The 17,174-nt window shown below is 66.3% G+C and carries 18 protein-coding genes; 8 read left to right on the top strand and 10 right to left on the bottom strand.

Features of this window, described 5'->3' with window-relative positions; genetic code table 11:
* Entirely contained in the window at positions 1-648 is a 648-nt protein-coding gene (locus G7Y29_RS00380) for an alpha-ketoglutarate-dependent dioxygenase AlkB (RefSeq protein ID WP_165003009.1), read from the bottom strand.
* Between the two features lie 35 nt (positions 649-683).
* Between G7Y29_RS00380 and G7Y29_RS00375 the strand changes: the two genes are divergently transcribed.
* From G7Y29_RS00375 to G7Y29_RS00365, 3 genes are all read left to right on the top strand, one after another.
* Positions 684-827, top strand: coding sequence for a hypothetical protein (locus tag G7Y29_RS00375; RefSeq protein ID WP_165003011.1), 144 nt, complete (start codon positions 684-686; stop codon positions 825-827).
* A complete protein-coding gene (locus G7Y29_RS00370) occupies positions 824-1,357 on the top strand; it encodes a sugar O-acetyltransferase (RefSeq protein ID WP_249399765.1) in 534 nt (177 codons plus the stop codon). Before G7Y29_RS00375 ends, G7Y29_RS00370 begins: the two co-directional genes overlap by 4 nt.
* Positions 1,358-1,524: 167 nt before the next feature.
* On the top strand, positions 1,525-3,012 hold the full coding sequence (locus tag G7Y29_RS00365; RefSeq protein ID WP_165003013.1) for an HNH endonuclease signature motif containing protein: 1,488 nt from the start codon (positions 1,525-1,527) through the stop codon (positions 3,010-3,012).
* Here the strand turns inward: G7Y29_RS00365 and thpR are convergent.
* Positions 3,009-3,542, bottom strand: coding sequence for an RNA 2',3'-cyclic phosphodiesterase (gene thpR / locus G7Y29_RS00360; protein WP_165003015.1), 534 nt, complete (start codon positions 3,540-3,542; stop codon positions 3,009-3,011). The two genes, G7Y29_RS00365 and thpR, sit on opposite strands and share 4 nt — an antisense overlap.
* A 51-nt stretch (positions 3,543-3,593) precedes the next feature.
* Between thpR and G7Y29_RS00355 the strand changes: the two genes are divergently transcribed.
* Together G7Y29_RS00355 and G7Y29_RS00350 are read left to right on the top strand one after the other, a co-directional pair.
* Complete coding sequence (locus G7Y29_RS00355; RefSeq protein WP_165003017.1) at positions 3,594-5,741, top strand: ATP-dependent RNA helicase; 2,148 nt, start codon at positions 3,594-3,596, stop codon at positions 5,739-5,741.
* Between the two features lie 32 nt (positions 5,742-5,773).
* Entirely contained in the window at positions 5,774-7,231 is a 1,458-nt protein-coding gene (locus G7Y29_RS00350) for an amino acid permease (RefSeq protein ID WP_165003018.1), read from the top strand.
* On the opposite strand, the gene G7Y29_RS00345 is transcribed toward G7Y29_RS00350, so the two are convergent.
* On the bottom strand, positions 7,202-7,804 hold the full coding sequence (locus tag G7Y29_RS00345; protein WP_165003020.1) for a TetR/AcrR family transcriptional regulator: 603 nt from the start codon (positions 7,802-7,804) through the stop codon (positions 7,202-7,204). The genes G7Y29_RS00350 and G7Y29_RS00345 overlap by 30 nt on opposite strands.
* Before the next feature lie 33 nt (positions 7,805-7,837).
* Positions 7,838-8,596, bottom strand: coding sequence for a TSUP family transporter (locus G7Y29_RS00340; protein ID WP_165003022.1), 759 nt, complete (start codon positions 8,594-8,596; stop codon positions 7,838-7,840).
* 24 nt (positions 8,597-8,620) lie between these two features.
* Here G7Y29_RS00340 and G7Y29_RS00335 point away from each other — a divergent pair, with 24 nt between their 5' ends.
* Positions 8,621-9,637 (top strand): AbrB family transcriptional regulator, encoded by a 1,017-nt coding sequence (locus tag G7Y29_RS00335; protein WP_165003024.1) that lies wholly within the window; start codon positions 8,621-8,623, stop codon positions 9,635-9,637.
* On the opposite strand, the gene G7Y29_RS00330 is transcribed toward G7Y29_RS00335, so the two are convergent.
* A complete protein-coding gene (locus G7Y29_RS00330; protein WP_165003026.1) occupies positions 9,632-11,290 on the bottom strand; it encodes a DUF885 domain-containing protein in 1,659 nt (552 codons plus the stop codon). The genes G7Y29_RS00335 and G7Y29_RS00330 overlap by 6 nt on opposite strands.
* Positions 11,291-11,404: 114 nt before the next feature.
* On the opposite strand from G7Y29_RS00330, the gene G7Y29_RS00325 reads away from it, so the two are divergent.
* Positions 11,405-12,472 carry an ROK family protein gene (locus tag G7Y29_RS00325; RefSeq protein ID WP_165003028.1) on the top strand — a complete coding sequence of 356 codons (1,068 nt, stop codon included), beginning with the start codon at positions 11,405-11,407 and terminating at the stop codon, positions 12,470-12,472.
* Here G7Y29_RS00325 and G7Y29_RS00320 read toward each other — a convergent pair.
* From G7Y29_RS00320 to amn, 5 genes are read right to left on the bottom strand one after another with little or no spacing between them, the layout of a single operon-like run.
* Complete coding sequence (locus G7Y29_RS00320; RefSeq protein ID WP_165003030.1) at positions 12,428-12,952, bottom strand: gamma carbonic anhydrase family protein; 525 nt, start codon at positions 12,950-12,952, stop codon at positions 12,428-12,430. The genes G7Y29_RS00325 and G7Y29_RS00320 overlap by 45 nt on opposite strands.
* Positions 12,949-13,542 carry an HAD-IA family hydrolase gene (locus G7Y29_RS00315; RefSeq protein WP_165003032.1) on the bottom strand — a complete coding sequence of 198 codons (594 nt, stop codon included), beginning with the start codon at positions 13,540-13,542 and terminating at the stop codon, positions 12,949-12,951. The genes G7Y29_RS00320 and G7Y29_RS00315 overlap by 4 nt, the downstream gene beginning before the upstream one ends.
* A gap of 19 nt (positions 13,543-13,561) precedes the next feature.
* Positions 13,562-13,831 carry a hypothetical protein gene (locus G7Y29_RS00310; protein ID WP_165003034.1) on the bottom strand — a complete coding sequence of 90 codons (270 nt, stop codon included), beginning with the start codon at positions 13,829-13,831 and terminating at the stop codon, positions 13,562-13,564.
* Between the two features lie 19 nt (positions 13,832-13,850).
* Positions 13,851-14,783 carry a Sir2 family NAD-dependent protein deacetylase gene (locus G7Y29_RS00305; RefSeq protein WP_165003036.1) on the bottom strand — a complete coding sequence of 311 codons (933 nt, stop codon included), beginning with the start codon at positions 14,781-14,783 and terminating at the stop codon, positions 13,851-13,853.
* Positions 14,783-16,132, bottom strand: a complete 1,350-nt coding sequence (gene amn / locus G7Y29_RS00300; RefSeq protein WP_196820157.1) for an AMP nucleosidase — start codon at positions 16,130-16,132, stop codon at positions 14,783-14,785. Before amn ends, G7Y29_RS00305 begins: the two co-directional genes overlap by 1 nt.
* A gap of 33 nt (positions 16,133-16,165) precedes the next feature.
* Here amn and G7Y29_RS00295 point away from each other — a divergent pair, with 33 nt between their 5' ends.
* A complete protein-coding gene (locus G7Y29_RS00295; protein WP_165003040.1) occupies positions 16,166-17,167 on the top strand; it encodes an App1 family protein phosphatidate phosphatase in 1,002 nt (333 codons plus the stop codon).
* Positions 17,168-17,174: the final 7 nt, after the last annotated feature.

Below are 17,174 nucleotides of genomic sequence, written 5' to 3'. Positions count from 1 at the left end.
CTATGCGTGTACCTGGCGCATCGTGATGTTGATCCGCCCTTCCGTCAGCCCCGTCCCCTCCGACCCCGTTCCGCCGCGCGCCCCCAGCACGCCGTGGCGCGCCCTTCGCGCAGGCCCGCCGAACACCAGAGCGTCACCGGACATGAGCAGCAGGTCCTCTCCCTCGATGCGGAACACGATCTCGTCGCCTATAGACAAGCTCACCACCGCATTGTCCGCCTCCTCCTCCGCGTCAACGTGCATCCCCATTCCCGGTCCCGGCGGGTAATAGTTCACCAACGCGGTTTCCACCGTCACCGCGTCACCCACCAATTCGTCCACCCCGCGCGCCGCAGCGAGCACGTCATCCGCAATGGCCTGGTAGTTCGCGGGCACCGGCGGCACCGGACACCCTTCGACTTCCCTTACCAGGCGGTACGGGTTCGTCGCCCAGAACCACCCGAGCGACATCAGGTACGCCTGCATGTGGCCTTTGCCGACTTTCGGCCGGCGCATCGCCACCGGTGTCCCAGCCACAGCCCGCGCGATCTCCCGCGCCTGTTCCACCAGATCCGCTTGCTGCGCGGGCGCCAGGAACCCGGGCAGGTGTACGACGCCGGGCAGGATGCGCTGGGGCTGCCGGGGCAGGGACGAGGCGTCGATAAGCATGCCCTCAACCTACCGCCGCTGGTAGCGTGAGCCGCATGGCCAGAGATTTCAACGTCGCCGTCGTCGCCGTCACCGTCATCGCCGTCGTCGCGGCCGCGTACTTCCTCTCCGAGGGCACCTGGGTCGCCCCGCTGGTGGTCCTTCTCGCATCGCTCCTCGCGGTTTTCTCGCGCCGGTGAGCTGGTACCTGCCCCAGCCGAACCCGCAGCACCAGGTGACCTGGGAGTTCGTGCGCGAGTTCAACGCGCTGTCCAACACCGACCCCGCCCGCGCCCGCGAGTTGCTGCGCCTCATGTTCCCCAACAGCGAGAACCCGCCCGACATCTGGGCTCCCCTCCACCTCGAGCTCGGGGTGAACACCAGCTTCGGCGAGGGGTGCTACATGAACTTCAACTGCACGATCCTCGACATCGCGCCGGTGACCGTTGGCGCGCGCACTTTGTTCGGGCCGGGGTGCCAGCTCATCGCCGTCGGCCACCCTGTCGACGATCACGCCAAGCGGGCCGAGGGTTGGGAAATCGCCCACCCCATCACGATCGGCGACGACTGCTGGTTTGGCGCGGGCGCCATGGTGATGCCCGGGGTGAGCGGGGGTGACCGCTGTGTCGTCGCGGCGGGCTCGGTAGTAACCCGCGACATCCCCTCGGGCTCAATGGCGGCAGGCGTGCCCGCTGTGGTCAAGCGGGCTCTTCCTCCGTCTCCCTTCTGAAGAATAAATATTCGATTTGGTTCATGCTCGAGCGCCTTTTTAAGACTGGGTACTTTTCTTATTTGCCTGCATCTTTCATGCGATGACGCGCGGTTACATTATTTTGCGCCCCCACTTGACATACAAATACATGTTCGATACGATGGCCAGTATTGAAAGGGGGAACGATGCCAGTTTGCGACCATCCAGTGACGCCGGAGTCGTACTTCGCCACCGAGCGGGAAGGCGACCCGGTGTGTGACGCGGCGCGCCTGGGCCGCGAAAGCGAGTACGCGATGTACTCCGCCTACGCTACCGACGGCTCGGACATCGCAGACCTCGAGCTGTTCGTCGCCGCGTGCCGCGCGGCCAGCGGCAAGAGCAAGCACGAGATTGAGAAGGGTGTCCTGGGTTACTTCCGCCTGCAATCTCTCCCCCGCTTGCGCGAGCTGCAGCAGCGGACATTGCGGCTGGACATAGCCCGCCTGGGTGCCATCGACTCAGCCCTCAACCTGCTGGGTGCGTCCGTCTCCGAGGAAACGCTGGACAAGCTGGACCGCATCCTCGTGCGCATGTTCACCCCATCCAAACCGGCACAGGAGCTGCCGTCACCCTGGGCCATTACCCGTCGCCTACGCGAGCGCATCGCCACCATCGACCCCAGCGTCAACTTCGACGAGAAGAAGCGCAGGAAGCGAGCCGCGCCCGACCCCACACAAGATGCTGCGGGATTTTTCGAGTCCGTCATCGACGGGGTCACCCAGCACGGCATCGAGCTGCTGACCAACTCCACAACCATGGCACTCATCCGTTCGCAGATTAACTCCCTGTCCCGCGAGGAGCAGATTTCACACGCACAAGCCATAATCGGCTTGCTCACCGGTAAAGTTGCACCCCGCAAGGTCGTGCTCAATGTCTACGCACCAGCCAACCGCGCCACAGGTGAGCCCGTGTACATCCCCGGCTTCGGGTGGACCGACCACGCCTCCACCGACGCTTTCGACGACCTGTCGCAGTCCTCTGACGTCCAGACCGTTTACCTGTCGAAGGATATCGAGACGGAAAGTTACACCCCTACGCCCCAGATGAAGGCGTATGTTCACGCCAGGGACGGGGTGTGCGTGTTCCCGGGCTGCCATCGGCCGGCCGAAAACTGCCAGCTGGACCACCGCATCCCCTTCGATCAGGGCGGCCGCACAACGCCGGACAACCTTTTCGCCCTGTGCCAACGCCACCACAACGTCAAGACGGACCGCCGCGCCTTCTACATCCCCGATCCCGTGACGGGGGACGTCATCTGGCTTTTCGACGACGGAACATACGTCATCTCAGAAAACCAAGGCATCCTCGCCAGTGAGCTCACACCACTTTCCCCGCACTGGCGGTCGAGCCTCAGCCGCGTGCAGAAGAACAAGGCTCGAACCACGCAGTTTTACGCGAAATGCCATGCGGTCCTCGACCAGTACGACCGGGACGGGGACTACGACCGATGCGAAACCTCTCTCACAACTCTCGAGCGGGAGTACGACCGGGACTTCGACCAGCACCCCGACCCGCCACCCCCAGAACCCGACAGCGAAGAACCCCCGCACCCCGACCCGATCGACGAAGGATACGTGTCTAAATACTCGTACATCGAGCAGGCCATGCACAACGCGCTCGTTGACGCTGCCTAACGCAAATAGAACGTGTCCACAATCTCGTAGCGCGGCCCACCGCCGCGCCCCTCGCCCAGGTGCGACTCCACCAGATGGACCTCGTCCACCCAAAACTCCGGCCCGCAGTAGACGGACAGCGCGTGGGAGTGGTCGTCGATAAGCCACATGTCGCGGGTGCGGTTGCACCTCTTGGCCACCGTCAGGTGGGCCCGCTGACGCTTATCCAGCTCGACGGAGCAGTCCGACATGAGTTCCCGGAGCTGGGGTTTGTCGCCGCCGACGCCGATCCACAGAGTGCGACGATCAAACGCCCCCGCTCCTCTCAGGTGGAGGCGCAAGGGGCGTCGGAAAGCGGTGGCCTGCGACAGGTGGTCCGTGACCACGGCGGCGTCATTCGGCTGGTTTCCGTAGAACGCCATCGTGAGGTGCCACGTGTCCGGGTCCGTCCACCTCAGTTCCGACGACAAATCCCGGATCGGGCGAAGCGCGCGGACGAGGTGCTCGCGGACATCGTCCGGAGGCAGCACGGCGGCAAACAGTCGTCTCATGACGTCGCTCATCTTAACCGCGAATGACGCGAAATGACCTAGCCTGGGCACATGTTCAACCTGCGTGTCATCGGCGAAGGCCTCCCCGTCGCGGTGGTGATCGACCAGCTCCCGGACACCGGACCCTTGGTCGTGGAGGCGCCCCCCGGGACAGGCAAGACCACGCTTGTCCCGCCAGCAATTGCGAACATGGTGGGAAAGACGCTGGCCACGGCTCCGAGGAGGGTCGCGGTGCGTGCGGTGGCGCGTCGCTTAGCCCAGCTCGACGGGACCGGCGTCGGAGAAAAAGTCGGGTATGCGATCCGCGGTGAGCACCACCCCGGCGAGCTAGTCGAGTTCGTCACGCCCGGTGTGCTGCTCAACCGCCTCATCGCAGACCCGGGCCTCGAAGGGGTCAACGCGGTCGTCATCGACGAAGTCCACGAGCGCCAGCTCGACACGGACCTGGTGCTCGCGATGTGCATGGAAGTTGCCATCCTGCGCGACGACTTCTACCTCGCCGCCATGTCCGCCACCCTCGACGCGCGGAAATTCGCCGACCATATGGGTGCTGCGATCCTCAGCACCGAGGCCGTCACGCACCCGCTGACCATTGAATACGCGCCCCATCCCGAGCGCGCCCAGGGTACCCGCGAGTTCTACCGGCACATTGCCGCGCTGGCGCAGCACAGCGAGCGCACCCTCGTGTTCGTCCCAGGTGTGCGCGAGGTGGAGCTCGTCGGGTCCTTCCTCGATGACTGGGCTCCGCTTCACGGCCGTCTGACCTCCGGCGAGCAGGACCGGGCGCTGAGCGGCAGTCAGCAGGTGGTGGTGGCGACGAGCATCGCGGAGTCCTCCATCACGGTGCCGGGCGTGCGTCGCGTTGTCGACGCCGGGTTGTCGCGTGTGCCCCGACGCGACGCCGCCCGTGCCATGACGGGCCTAGTTACGGTCTCGACGGCGAAGACGAGCGCGGACCAGCGGGCCGGCCGCGCGGGCCGCCTCGGACCCGGCAGCGTCGTGCGCGCCTACTCCCAGGCCGACTACCAGCGCTTCCAGCCCGACATCACTCCGGAGATCGCCACCAGCGACCTCACTTCGGCGGCGCTCACCGTCGCGGCGTGGGGTTCGCCGGATCTGCCGCTGGTCGACCAACCGCCGAAACAGTCGCTTATCGACGCCCACCACACGCTGCGGGACCTCGGCGCGCTCGACGGGGACGACATCACCGGGTTCGGCAGAAAGCTGTCGGCCCTCCCCCTCGACCCGCGCCACGGGGCCGCGCTGCTGAGGTTCGGCAGCGGTGCGGCGCCCACCGTGGCGGCGCTGTCGGATCAGCCTGTCCGCAGACTGGAGCGCCTCGTGCGCCGTACCCCGCCCGTTAATGCTGGCGAGGTCGTCGCCGCAGCGTATCCGCAGTGGGTGGCGAAGAAAATGGGTGATACCTACCTTCTCGCGAGCGGCACCCGCGCGACGCTCGACGCGCAAATCGGCCAGCCAGAATGGATCGCCGCCGCGGAGGTGCAGCTAACCAACAAAGGTGCGGTGATCAGGGCCGCGGAGCCGTACGAGCTGCCCGTCGAACGCGTCACCGAGGAGACGCGGGCGGCGCTTGTCGACGGCTCCGTGCGCGGCCGCCGCGTCAAAGCCGTCGGCGCCATCGAGCTGAGCTCGACTCCGGTGAAACTAACCCCGGAGGAAGCGGCGGAGGCGCTGACAGACCTACGCTTCGAGAGTTTTTCGCTCAGTGAGAGCGCACAGCGGCTCAAGGACCGGCTCGACTTCCTGCACAGCGAGGTAGGTGAACCTTGGCCCGATGTCGCGAAGGGGGACTACTCGCCGGAGATCGGGGAGGTGGCCAGGGGGGCGTCGATAAGCAAGCTCGACATGAGGGCCGCGCTGCTGCGGCAGCTGCCGTGGCCGGAGGCGGCGAAGATGGACGAGCTGGCGCCGGAGCGGGTCGGTGTGGGCAGGATCGACTACTCCACGGGCCGGCCGATCGTGCGGGTCAAGCTGCAGAAATGCTTCGGCATGGCGGAGTCGCCCACCTGCGCGGGCGTCAGGGTGCTGTTCCACCTACTTTCTCCTGCGGGGCGCGAGCTCGCTGTGACGGACGACCTGCGCAGCTTCTGGGACGGCCCCTACCAGCAAGTGCGGAAGGAGATGCGCGGGCGCTACCCCAAGCACCCCTGGCCCGAGGATCCCTGGCGCGCTATTTAGAAAACTGGGAGACACCCAGTATCTTGTGTGGAATGAAAACCCATACCGTGACCATGTGGACCCTGGTCTCGCTCATCATCGGTTCCTGCATCGGGTCCGGCATCTTCGCGCTACCGCAGAACATCGCCTCGGTGGCCAGCCCCGGCGCGATGCTCGTCGGCTGGGCGATCGCGGGCGTCGGCATGCTCTCCATCGCCTTCGTCTTCCAGATCCTCGCCCGGCGCAAGCCGCACCTGGATTCCGGCGTTTACTCCTACGTGCGGGCTGGGTTAGGCGACTTTATTGGGTTCACCTCGGGCTGGGGGTACTGGCTCGGCTCGGTGATTGCCCAGGTGGGTTACGCCACCCTGTTCTTCTCCACCATCGGCCACTACGTCCCCGTGCTGAAGAACAACGCGGTTCTCGCGGTGGCGACGTCGGTGTTGACGTGGGTGATCTTCTTCATACTCTCCCGCGGCGTGAAGCAGGCGGCGCTGATGAACGTGGTGACTACGGTGGCGAAAACGGTCCCGATCCTCTGCTTCATCGTGCTGGTCGCGTTTCTCGGCTTCAGCTGGGACACCTTCACCCTCGACTTCTGGGGGGAAAACTCCGGCGCCAGCTTTAGCGAACAACTCCAGGGCATCATGCTCTTCACGGTGTGGGTGTTTATCGGGATCGAGGGTGCCTCCGTATATTCCAAGCAGGCGCGCACGCGTAACGACGTCGGCCGCGCCACCGTCATCGGGTTCCTCTCGGTCCTTGGCCTGTTGATGGCGGTGTCCACGCTGTCGTACGGCGTTCTCACCCGCGAGGAGCTCGCCGCGCTGCCGGAGAACTCCATGGGCGCGGTCCTCGAGGCGGTCGTGGGCCCGTGGGGCGGCATGCTGATTTCCGTCGGCCTGTGCCTGTCCGTTCTGGGCGCCTACGTCTCCTGGCAGATGCTCTGCGCCGAGCCCATCGTGATGATGGCGAATGACGGCCTGCTGCCCACGAAGCTGGGCCACGCCAACGCCGCCGGCGCGCCTGTGATCGCGCAGCTGATCTCCACTGCGGTGATCCAGGTGTTTGTCATTATCTTCTTCGTCAGCGAAGCCTCGTACACATCCATGGTGCAGCTGGCCACCATCATGTACCTTCTGCCGTACATTTTCTCGGCGGTGTACCTCGTGCTGCTCGCGGTGCGCGGCAAAGGCCTGACCCACCCGCACGCCGGCACGCGTTTCGACGACTCCGGGCCCGCCGTCTCCCCCGCCGACAACCGCAAACACCTGGGAGTCGGCGTCCTCGGCGTGGTTTATTCGCTCTGGCTGATCTACGCCGCCGACCCCGTGTACGTGCTGTTCGGCGCGCTTGCCGTGGTGCCGGGGCTGGTTCCCTACGTACTCACTCGGCTGGCCCGGCGCGAAAAGCTGTTCAACGGGTTCGAGTGGGGCGTGGTCACGATCGTTCTGCTCGGTGCCGTGGGCGCGCTGGCCGGCCTAGCCAACGGCGCCCTTGCTCTCGGGTGACGCGACGATCGGCCACAGCATCGCTGCGAGCTCTTTTGCATGGGACTGGCGCCCCTTGAGGTCGAACGCCGCGCGCATCAGGACGCTTCCGACGACCATGGTGGCGATCGCACCGCCGTTGACGTCCGCTGAGAATGAACCCTCTTTGATTCCCTTGCGGTAGTAGCGCGCGAACCCGTCCACCAACTCCGCTACGACGCGGTCGCGCCACTCCTCGATGAACTCGTCCGAGCTGGATACCAGCGAGCCGATCAGGCGCAGGCCGATCTTGTTTTCCAGGTGATCCTGGAGGTTGACCAGGTAACGCTCGAAGCCCTTCTCGTCGGTGGGGTATTCCGTGGGGATCTCGAGGGTGATTTGACGCAGGGTGTCGATGAGCATGTCCATGCGGTCGTCGTAACGCCTGTAGATGGTGGTCTTGGCCACCCCGGAATCCGCAACGACGGCGTCGATGGTCACCGCGTTGAAACCCTTCGCCCGGGCGAGCTTGAGCACGGAGCGGACGATCTTCTCCTCAGTCGCGGCCCGGCGCTTCGGCCGCTGACCTCGAACCGGCGTCTCGATCTTAGTCATTGGCTAATAATGACACAGGATAGGTGCGGAAACTTAGTTATTGGAAAATTCCTGCCACCCGAGACGCGCGCACAGCACCACCACCAGCGCGAGCAAGGCTAACCGGACAAGCTTCGAGCCTCCTCTGAGCACCGTACGCGCCCCCAGCTGCGCACCGACGACGTTGGCTACGGCAAGAACTAGCGCGAGAGTCCAGTCCACCCAGCCCCCGGCGATGAAGACCGTCAACGCCCCGAGGTTGGTCGCGGTATTGACCACCTTCGCCATCGCCGCGGAGCGCAGGAACGCCTGCGAGAACAGAGCGGTGAACCCCATGATCAGGAACATGCCGGTGCCGGGGCCGAAGATGCCGTCGTAGAACCCGATGAGAAGGGCAAGCCCGACACCCCCGGCGACTCGCGCGCGCGTGTACGTGGGCGCGCCCGCCGTGGTGCCGAACGACGGGTTGAAGAACACAAACAGGCCCACGGCCACCAGCAGGATCAGGATGGCGGGGCGGATAACGGAGTCGCTGATTAGGGACACCGCGAGGGCGCCGCACGCCGACAGGACGAACGCGACGGCAGCCAGCCCCCACGCAAACCGCGGCACCCCGACGCGGCGCACCATCGTCACCGCGGCCGAAGCTGTGCCGGTCACTGCCGCGACTTTGTTCGTGGCCAGCACCGCCGCCGGGGGCATTCCCGTGGAGGCCATCAGGACGGGGATGAGCACGAGCCCGCCGCCGCCGATCACCGCGTCAACCCACCCCGCGATCAGCGAGGCGGCGGCGAGAAGCGGCAGCAGTTCCATGCGTGAGACCGTATCATCGCCCTGGTGCGCACTTGGCAGAAATGGATCATCGTCGCCCCGGCGTCGGTGGCGCTCGGTTTCCTTTTCTCCCGCCTGGGTGTGCCGGCAGCGTGGATCCTCGGTGCGATTATCGCCTCCGGCGCCATGGCGCTCGCAAGCGGGCGCGACCTGCCCGTCAACCAGCACTTCTTCGCCGCGGCCCGCGGAATCATCGGTGTCTTAGCCGCGATCCCGCTCGTGGGCATCCCGCCGCGCGAGCTCGCCGCTTTCCTCGTTCCGGGTCTTGTGGTGGCGCTGGTAACCGTGGGGCTCGCGTTCGCAGGCGGGATGTTCCTGTCCCACCACGGTGTCTCGCGTGAAACTGGCGTGTTGTCGCTGTTGGCCGGCGGGGCGTCGATCATGCCGGCGGTCGCCGCCGAGGTGGGCGCGGATACGCGCTACGTCGCGCTGTCGCAGTACCTGCGCCTGCTCACGGTGTCCGTGACGCTGCCGCTGGTCGCCTCGCTACTTGCGGCGCCCGCCGGCCCGGCAACGACCGCGCCCCAGCCCGCCTGGTGGTCGTGGCTTTTCGTCCCGGCGCTGGTCGCCACGGGACAGCCGCTGGGCAGGATCGTGCGGTTGCCTAATGCGAGCGTCTTCGGGCCGCTTGTGCTAACCGCCCTCGCGGGATCGCTTATCGACGCCCCCTTGGCCATGCCGCCGGCCCTCGCAGTCGTTGCCTTCCTCGCCATCGGGTGGATCTGCGGCGGGGGCCTAAACGTCCCCGCGCTCAGGCACTTCGGCCGGCTCCTACCCGCCACTGTCGCCTACATTGCGGGGCTTATGGCCGCGTGCGCCGCGATGGGTTGGATCGTGTCGGTGTGGCTCGGGATCAGCCACTTCGAGGGCTACCTGGCCACGAGCCCCGGCGCCCTGGAGACGGTGCTGGCGCTTTCGGCCGAAGGCGGTGCCGGACCCGCGGTGATTGCAATCCAGCTCATCCGCCTGATCGGCGTGCTCCTTTTCGCCGCGTACCTCCCGCAGGTCCTCCGGCGACTATAGGAGCTCCTGCGCGAGCAAGTCCATCGGCATGGAACCCAGACGCAGAGCCCGGTCGTGGAAGTCGCGCAAGTTCATGCCCTGGGCGAGGGCGTCGTCGCGAAGCTTCAGCCACGCCCGGTAGCCCACCGAACAGGCGGGGGCCTGGCCGGGCCACCCCATGTAGCGGTCGAGCTCGAAGCTGACGCGGGACTCCGGCATCGCGGTGTTGTCGCGCAAAAACGCCTTGGCGTACTGCGCGTCCCAGACGCCGGTCTTGTCCGGCGTTTTCTTGTGCAGGTGGACCCCGATGTCCACGACGACGCGGGCGAGCTGGAGGCGCTTCGAGTCCAGGTGGCCCAGCTGCTTGGCCGGTTCGTCGAAGTAGCCGTACTCGCTCATGAGCTGCTCGGCGTAGAGCGCCCAGCCCTCGGCATGCGCCGCGTTGACGTTGACGCTGCGGCGCCACAGGTTCAGGGTGGTGCGCTGGGTCAGCGCCGTGGCGAACTGGACGTGGTGGCCAGGCGCGCCCTGGTGGAAGATATGAGTCAGCTCGTGCCAGGTGTGCAGCGAGTCCCTGCCCTCTGGCATGGACCACCACAGCGTGCCGGGGCGAACCATGTCGTCGCTCGGCTGTGTGTAGTAGAGCCCACCTGTCCCGGCGGGGTCGATGGCGCAGTCGAGGCGCTGCACGCCGTCGGGAATGGTGAAGCAGTTGTTCTGCAGGACCGCGTAGGCCTCGCGGGTGGATTCGGCCATCCAATCCAGCAGCTCGCCGGAGGTGCGCAGCGTGTAGCGCTCGTCTTCGTTGAGTTTGCGGAAAGCGGCGTGGATGGTCGTCGGCGCATCGAACATGGAGCGGGTGAGTTCCGCCTCCTGGAGAACCACCTCACGCAAGCTCTCCAGGGCCCACTCGTAGGCCTCGTCGAGGTCGACCTTGCGGCCGAGGAAGAACTGGGAGAAGAACTCGTAGCGGTCGCGCCCCACGCCGTCTTCGTGCGGGGCCATCGGGGAGAGCTCGGTGGACAGCCAGTCCGCCATGTCCTGGAAGGAGTTCTTGGCGTCGTGCACGACGCTCGATTCGGACGCCACACCGAGGCGCTCCAACATGGAGCCTTCGTCCCCGAGCGCCTCGCACTGGCTGATCACTGCATCGATCTGGCGGTGCGTGGCCACGTCGCCCTGGCTCGCGGCCTCGGCGAGGGACTCGCGGTAACCGGCCAGGGCGTCGCGGACCTTGGACAGACGCGACTCGACGTTCTCAAGGTCTTCGGCGCTGCTCTTCGGCATCAGGCTGAAGGCCTCACGGATGTGCTGCACCGGCGAGTCGATGTTGTTCAGCATCCGCAGGTCCTCACCGCGGTGGTGCAGGTCGAGCTCCTGCGTCATACGGTCGCGCAGGATGGCCGCAGTCAACGTGTCCGCCTGGTCGAAATTGTCGTCATCGTCAGATTCGTCTGTGGAATCGTTCAGCGCGTCGACATCGGCGAGCAGGTCCCGGACCCGGTCCGCCACGTCCTCCCAGTAGGCGGGGCTGAAGTCCTGCAGGTCGTGGTCGTGCCCCTCGATGCCGATGCGGGTCCCCAACGTCGGGGAAAGCGCCACGAGGTCGTAAACAAAATCCTCGCAGGTCGCATCCAGCAGGGACGGGGCTCTCCCGGTGTGCGCAGAGGTCATGATGGCACAGTGTATCGCAGAGCTGCCCGCGGTGGCATGTTCGCGGAGGTCATGGGACGCTTTGTCTGACATGAATGGACAAAGCGGTCTAGACTAATGATATTATATTCATCTATGGCGACACTTCCCTTTTCCCGCCCGTGCAGCCCAGCGGCGAAATGTCTGCACTTGGTCAGGCTCGGGGAGTTGACGTCGAGAAGCGAACTCGTCGAAGCGACGGGGTTGAGCCAGCCGACCATCACCCGCGCGGTGGCGGCGCTGACCAAGTACGGGTACGTGGCCGAGCGCGCGGACCTCGCGCTGTCGCGGGGGCGCGGCCGCCCCACCATCCCGCTCGAGCTGGCCGAGCCGCACGCGATCCACGCAGGTATCTCCGTGGGCACGCAGTCGACCTACATCGCGCTGTTCGACCTCAAGGGCCGCACGCTGCGCAGCGTCGACGTCGACACCGCCGTCGCCCAACTGAGCCAGGACGACTTCATCCAGCACCTCATGGCGGCGCTGAACCGGCTGACCACCGGGGTCCACCGCCCTCTCGCCACCGTAGGCGTGACAACCTCGGGAACCGTGACGGGCAACGGCGAAGTCTACGCACCCAACCTCGGGTGGCGCGGCGTGGAAATCGGTGCGCAACTGCGCGAGCAGTTCTCCGTCCCCGTCGTGGTCACGTCGGCCGCGGCCGCGATCGTGGGCTCCGAGATCCAGTCCACGCCGTCTCTGGGCGACGAGTCCGTCATGGCACTGTTCGCCGACGACTCCATTGGCTGCGCCATTTCCACTCCGGAGGGTGTTCTGCCCGTCAGCGTGGCCCGCGACGACCTGACCACGCAGGGCCTGATTGACTCGATCAACATTGATGGGATTCGCACGCTTCACGACGCCGTCACCGACGCCGCCCACAAGGACACCACCCGCGGAGCACTGGACAACCGCGCCCGGCAACTCGGGACGCTAGCCGCCAAACTCAGCGCGGAGCACGCGCCGACCACCGTTGTGGTGGCGGGCAGCGCATTTATCGGCGACCCCCTGGCCCCCGCGCCCTTCGCCCGCGCGGTGCGCGAGGCAGGGGCGTCCGTCGAGCTGCGGATGATCCCGACCCACCGCGAGGTGGTGCGAGACATCGCCCGCGCCGTCGCCCTAGACTTCGTGCTCCGCGAGCCCCTCGCGGTGGCGGCGCCCTAACGCCACGTACGAGGCGGCGTGCGCGACACGGTCCTCGCGCGACTCCTCCGGCAGCTGCTTGCGCACCTTCGCGGGAACACCCGCCGCGACCGTGAACGGCGGGACGTCCTGGCCCTCCAAGACCACCGCTCCCCCGCCGACAATCGAGCCCTCGCCCACCCGGGAACGCGACAGCACCGTGGCGCTCATGCCGATCAGGCACGCCGACTCGATGTGGCATGAATGGATCATCGCCAAGTGCCCGACGGTGACATCTTCCTCCAGCACCGTCTCACCGCCCGTGTCGACGTGGATGACGCAGCCGTCCTGGATGTTGCAGCGGGCTCCGATCCTGATCGGGCCGACGTCACCGCGAATGACCGCTCCCGGCCACACGCTGACGTCCTCACCGACGGTGACGTCGCCGACGATCGTCGCCTCGGGGGCGATATAGGCGCTCGGATGGATATCGGGTGTCTTGGATTCGAAGCTGTAAATCACAGGGATTCCAATGCCTTTCGTACGTCGGGGGCGCAGGTAAACAGCACCGCACGCATGCCCAATCGGCGCGCTGCCTCGACCCAGTCCTCGCGGTGGTCGAAGTAGACGGTGCTGGTCAGTTTCGCCCCCATCGCTTCCACGGCGACGCGGTAGACGGCGGGATCCGGCTTGGCCACGCCGATGTCGCAGGAGAAGGTGACCGCATCGAGCTCGCCAAGCCACGGATGCGCAGCGCGCAGGTGCGCCGCGACGACCGCGGGAGCGTTGTCCACCACCCCGCACGCCCATCCGACGTCGACAAGGCCGAGAAGGCAGTCCACCATGTCGCGGCGCGCCTCGGACAACGTGTCCGCGTCCGCCGCGACGGCTTCCTGAATGTCCGGATCATCCAACCCGGCGCGGATGGCAACTTGCTGCCACCAGCGCACGTCGGAGACGTCACCGATGTCGTAGGCGGGACGCAGGTCCCGGTACACCGACCAGAACCTGTCCGTGTCCAGTGCGCCGGCGGCGCGCTCCACCCGGGAGCGTCCTGCTGCTGTTCTGGGTTCCAGCACCACGCCGGAGAGCCCAAAGAGGAGAGCGTCCATGCGCCCTAGAGTACGTGGGCTAGCGGGGTGCGATCTGGGAAAGCAGCTGCTGAATCATCGGGCCGCCGGTGCTTATGGCGTTGATGATGAAGGTGACAATACCCAGAATGACCACGATCTTCTCCGGCGTGGACTTTTCGTTCTCACCGGTGCCGAAGAGCAGGCCGCCCAGGGAGGAACCCTCGTCCTTCGTCGTCGTGGACTGAGCGTCCGCGATCGAGGGGGAAAGAGTCAGGGCGAGGGCGGCAGCAGCGGTAGCGGCGGTCATGCGGGACTTTGTGTGCGTCATGCGCAGAAGTGTAACCGGCTCAGAGCCCGGCGGCATCGAGAACAGCGTCCAATGCGTCGCCGACGCTGGTGCGCCACACCGTACCCACTTTGGGGTCGGCCCGCCCGGGCCCGCCGTTGATCACGGCCGCAGGTTTGCCCAGGGCGAGGGCGTCGAGGACGAGCCGGTAGCCGCTCATCACGGCCAGCGAGGTGCCGATCGCGATGGCTCCGGTCGATTGCTCGAGCCACTCATTTGCGGCGCTTCTCCTCTCGCGCGGCACGTTCTCACCGAAGTAGACCACATCGGGCTTGAGGCGGGAGCCGCCGCACGAGGCGCAGGCGATCATACGGAAGCGCTCCACGTCCTCGTCCCGCAACTCCACGTCACCGTCGGGGTTGATCATGGAGCCCTCGACACGGACGGACTCGGCGTAACCGGGGTTGGCGTCGGCCAGGCGGGCGTCGAAAAGCTCGCGCTTTTCCGTGTAACCGCAGTCAAGGCACACGATGCTGTCCATGCCGCCGTGCAGTGCGATGACCCGCTGGCTGCCCGCGTCGGCGTGCAAACCGTCGACGTTCTGGGTGACGACGCCGCTGATCAGCCCGGCGCGCTCCAGTTCGACGAGCGCGAAGTGGGCGCGGTTGGGCCGGGCGGCGCGCATGAAGCGAATGCCCACGAACGCGCGGGCCCAGTAGCGGCGCACTGCGGCCGGAGAGTGCGCGAACTCCTGGTACGTCATCGGCCGACCCACCGAGAGGCGGCCCCCGGGAGAGCGGTAATCCGGGATGCCCGACTCGGTGGACACGCCCGCGCCGGTGATGACCAGTACTTTCGGGTTACGGAGCATGTTTACGACAGCGTCCAAGGCGCGGTTGGGCTCCGTCGGTTCCACCGTCTCGGAAACCACCCTTTCGATGGAACGGATCGCGCTGCGGTGCGCCATCTCGACGGCGGGATCGGTAAATTCCATCAGCGCAGCGGCACCTCGCCGATGGTGCGGCGCAACTTGCGGGTGCGCAGGCGCTCGGGGTTTTTCGCCAGCTTCTCCATCGCCTTGACCGCGCACATCACATGCGCCTCCTTCGAGTTGGAGTAGAAGGCCTGGGCCCCGGCCGGCAGCTTCGGCACGGCGTGCAGCGGCAGGTCCGACACCGCCAGCAGGGTGCCGTAGGGCACGCGGTAGCGGTAGCCGTTGGCGGCGATCGTGCACGACTCCATGTCCACGGCCGCCGCGGTGGAGCCGCGCAGCCAGTTCCACAGCTCCTGCGGCGACTTCCACTCCCAGTTCCGGTCACCGGTGGACAGCACGGTGCCGGTGCGCATCAGCGAGGGGTCCTCGCCGTAGATCTTCTCCACCATCTTCTCCAGGGTCCGCTGGATCTCCGGCACAGCGGGGATGGGCTGGTCGCGGCGGATGTGGTCGTCGAGAAGATTGTCACGGCGCTCGTAGGCGTTGCCCAGGATGAGGTCGCCGATGCGCATGCGGCCGTCCATGCCCGCGCAGTGGCCGATCATGATCCACGCCTCCGGCCGCAGCACCGCCAGGCAGTCGGTGATGGTCTTCGCGTTCGACGGTCCGACCCCGATGTTGATCATGGTGATGCCGTCGCCGTCGTCGGTGACGAGGTCGAAGCGCGGCATCTGGCGCGACTCATCGTGCGCCTGGATGAGCTTTGTGTAGCGGGTGCCCTCCTTCTCCAGAGCGCGCTCCGCGAAATTGACGAACTCCCGGGTGTGCATGTCGTAGTTGGTGAACAGGATGTAGCGCTGCACGGAATCAACCGAGATGCCGGTGTAGTGCTCGATACGCGCGCAGGCGATGTCGAAGCGCTGCGGCCCGAAGTGGAACAGGGGCTTCTCGGGGCCGTGGAACCACTCCCACTCCCCGTCGATAATGCCGTCGTGGACGTCGTCGAGCGTGGGGCGGGGAACCGAGTCGGAGTATGACGCGCGCACCTCAGACAGGCCTTCGACACCGCGGATGTACTCGGGCGGGATACGGATGTCGGAGTACCCGACGCGGAGCTGCGTTTCGTAGTTGGCGCACAGGGCGCGCAGCTGGCTGGTCAGGTACGGCGCCATCAGGTCGGGCCTCGACAGGGCGGCGGAATACGTGCCGGCCTGGTCGACGTAGCCGAAGGGTTCACCCCGGTCCACCGGCACCCACTCGGTGATCTCGACGGCGATCTTGGGATAGAGGACGTGGTTGTAAGCCGTGTAATCCCCCGACGCGACGACGTCGCGCGCGAGCTGGCACGATGCATCGTAAAGCTCGATCAGCTTATCGACGCCCGCCTCAACGCTTTCGACCCTCTCCATACGTGCCACCCTACTGAACTATCGTGAATTCCCATGGGTCTAGCAGACATCGTCCGATTGACGGAGAGGCGCCTCGTGCGCTCCGGGGTGCGTCGTAAAGCACGCGCCCAGTGGGTCCCCGAGGCGACCGGTTACACGGGCTACGGCAGCCCCAAGCGCGCCCGAGTGGTCGGCCGGGTTCTCATGCAGAACCCGGAGGAAAAAGACAACGCCGTGCAGCGCGGCTGGCGCCAGTTCATGACCGCCCCGGTGCCGGAGACCCCCGTGGCCGTCGAACTGGGCGACCAACGCGTGGAGGCGCGCACCAACGAAGACGGATATTTCGAGGTCCTCATCCTCGACCACGGCCTCGAACCGGGGTGGCACGAGGCGACGGTGACCGTCACATTGAGCGGGGTCGAGGAGGTAGCCCCGTTGCAGATCATCTCCGACGAGGTGACCCGCGGCATTATCTCGGACGTGGACGACACCATCATGGTCACGATGCTGCCGCGCGCCGTGCTCGCCGCGTGGAACTCGTGGGTCAAAAAGACCAACACCCGCCAGCCCGTCGAGGGCATGGCGCAGTTTTACGACGCTCTCCGCGACGAGAACGACCCGGTGTTCTATCTGTCCACGGGCGCGTGGAACACCTACGACACCCTGGACGAATTTATCGGCCGACACCGCCTGCCCCGCGGCCCCCTGCTGCTCACGGACTGGGGCCCCACCCCGACCGGCCTGTTCCGTTCCGGCCCGGAGCACAAGCGCGTGCAGCTGCGCAACCTCATCATCGACTTCCCCAACATCACGTGGACGCTGGTGGGCGACGACGGCCAGCACGATCCGATGATCTATTCCGACCTCGTCTTCGAGCACCCCAACCGGATCGAGCTGGTGGCCATCCGTGAGCTATCGCCGCAGGAGCACATCCTAGCCCACGGCAGCACCTCCACCATCGCGCAGCCGGGCAACTACCGGGGGGTTCCGTCGATCTACGGTGCGAACGGGCACGCGTTGGAGGCAGAGTGGGACAAATTCGCAGACAACGGTTAATATCTGC

Origin of the sequence: Corynebacterium qintianiae, assembly GCF_011038645.2 — a bacterium.
GTDB lineage: Bacteria > Actinomycetota > Actinomycetes > Mycobacteriales > Mycobacteriaceae > Corynebacterium > Corynebacterium qintianiae.
The sequence above is the reverse complement of the archived record's forward strand: the minus strand, read 5'-3'. Positions and strand labels throughout refer to the sequence as shown.

Coding starts and splice junctions, on each gene's coding strand:
- G7Y29_RS00330 (WP_165003026.1), bottom strand. CDS start 11,290: ATGACCTCTGCGCACACCGGGAGAGCCCCGTCCCTGCTGGATGCGACC.
- G7Y29_RS00325 (WP_165003028.1), top strand. CDS start 11,405: ATGGCGACACTTCCCTTTTCCCGCCCGTGCAGCCCAGCGGCGAAATGT.
- G7Y29_RS00345 (WP_165003020.1), bottom strand. CDS start 7,804: ATGACTAAGATCGAGACGCCGGTTCGAGGTCAGCGGCCGAAGCGCCGG.
- G7Y29_RS00305 (WP_165003036.1), bottom strand. CDS start 14,783: ATGGAATTTACCGATCCCGCCGTCGAGATGGCGCACCGCAGCGCGATC.
- G7Y29_RS00365 (WP_165003013.1), top strand. CDS start 1,525: ATGCCAGTTTGCGACCATCCAGTGACGCCGGAGTCGTACTTCGCCACC.
- G7Y29_RS00380 (WP_165003009.1), bottom strand. CDS start 648: ATGCTTATCGACGCCTCGTCCCTGCCCCGGCAGCCCCAGCGCATCCTG.
- G7Y29_RS00315 (WP_165003032.1), bottom strand. CDS start 13,542: ATGGACGCTCTCCTCTTTGGGCTCTCCGGCGTGGTGCTGGAACCCAGA.
- G7Y29_RS00355 (WP_165003017.1), top strand. CDS start 3,594: ATGTTCAACCTGCGTGTCATCGGCGAAGGCCTCCCCGTCGCGGTGGTG.
- G7Y29_RS00340 (WP_165003022.1), bottom strand. CDS start 8,596: ATGGAACTGCTGCCGCTTCTCGCCGCCGCCTCGCTGATCGCGGGGTGG.
- thpR (WP_165003015.1), bottom strand. CDS start 3,542: ATGAGACGACTGTTTGCCGCCGTGCTGCCTCCGGACGATGTCCGCGAG.
- G7Y29_RS00350 (WP_165003018.1), top strand. CDS start 5,774: ATGAAAACCCATACCGTGACCATGTGGACCCTGGTCTCGCTCATCATC.
- G7Y29_RS00375 (WP_165003011.1), top strand. CDS start 684: ATGGCCAGAGATTTCAACGTCGCCGTCGTCGCCGTCACCGTCATCGCC.
- G7Y29_RS00295 (WP_165003040.1), top strand. CDS start 16,166: ATGGGTCTAGCAGACATCGTCCGATTGACGGAGAGGCGCCTCGTGCGC.
- G7Y29_RS00310 (WP_165003034.1), bottom strand. CDS start 13,831: ATGACGCACACAAAGTCCCGCATGACCGCCGCTACCGCTGCTGCCGCC.
- amn (WP_196820157.1), bottom strand. CDS start 16,132: ATGGAGAGGGTCGAAAGCGTTGAGGCGGGCGTCGATAAGCTGATCGAG.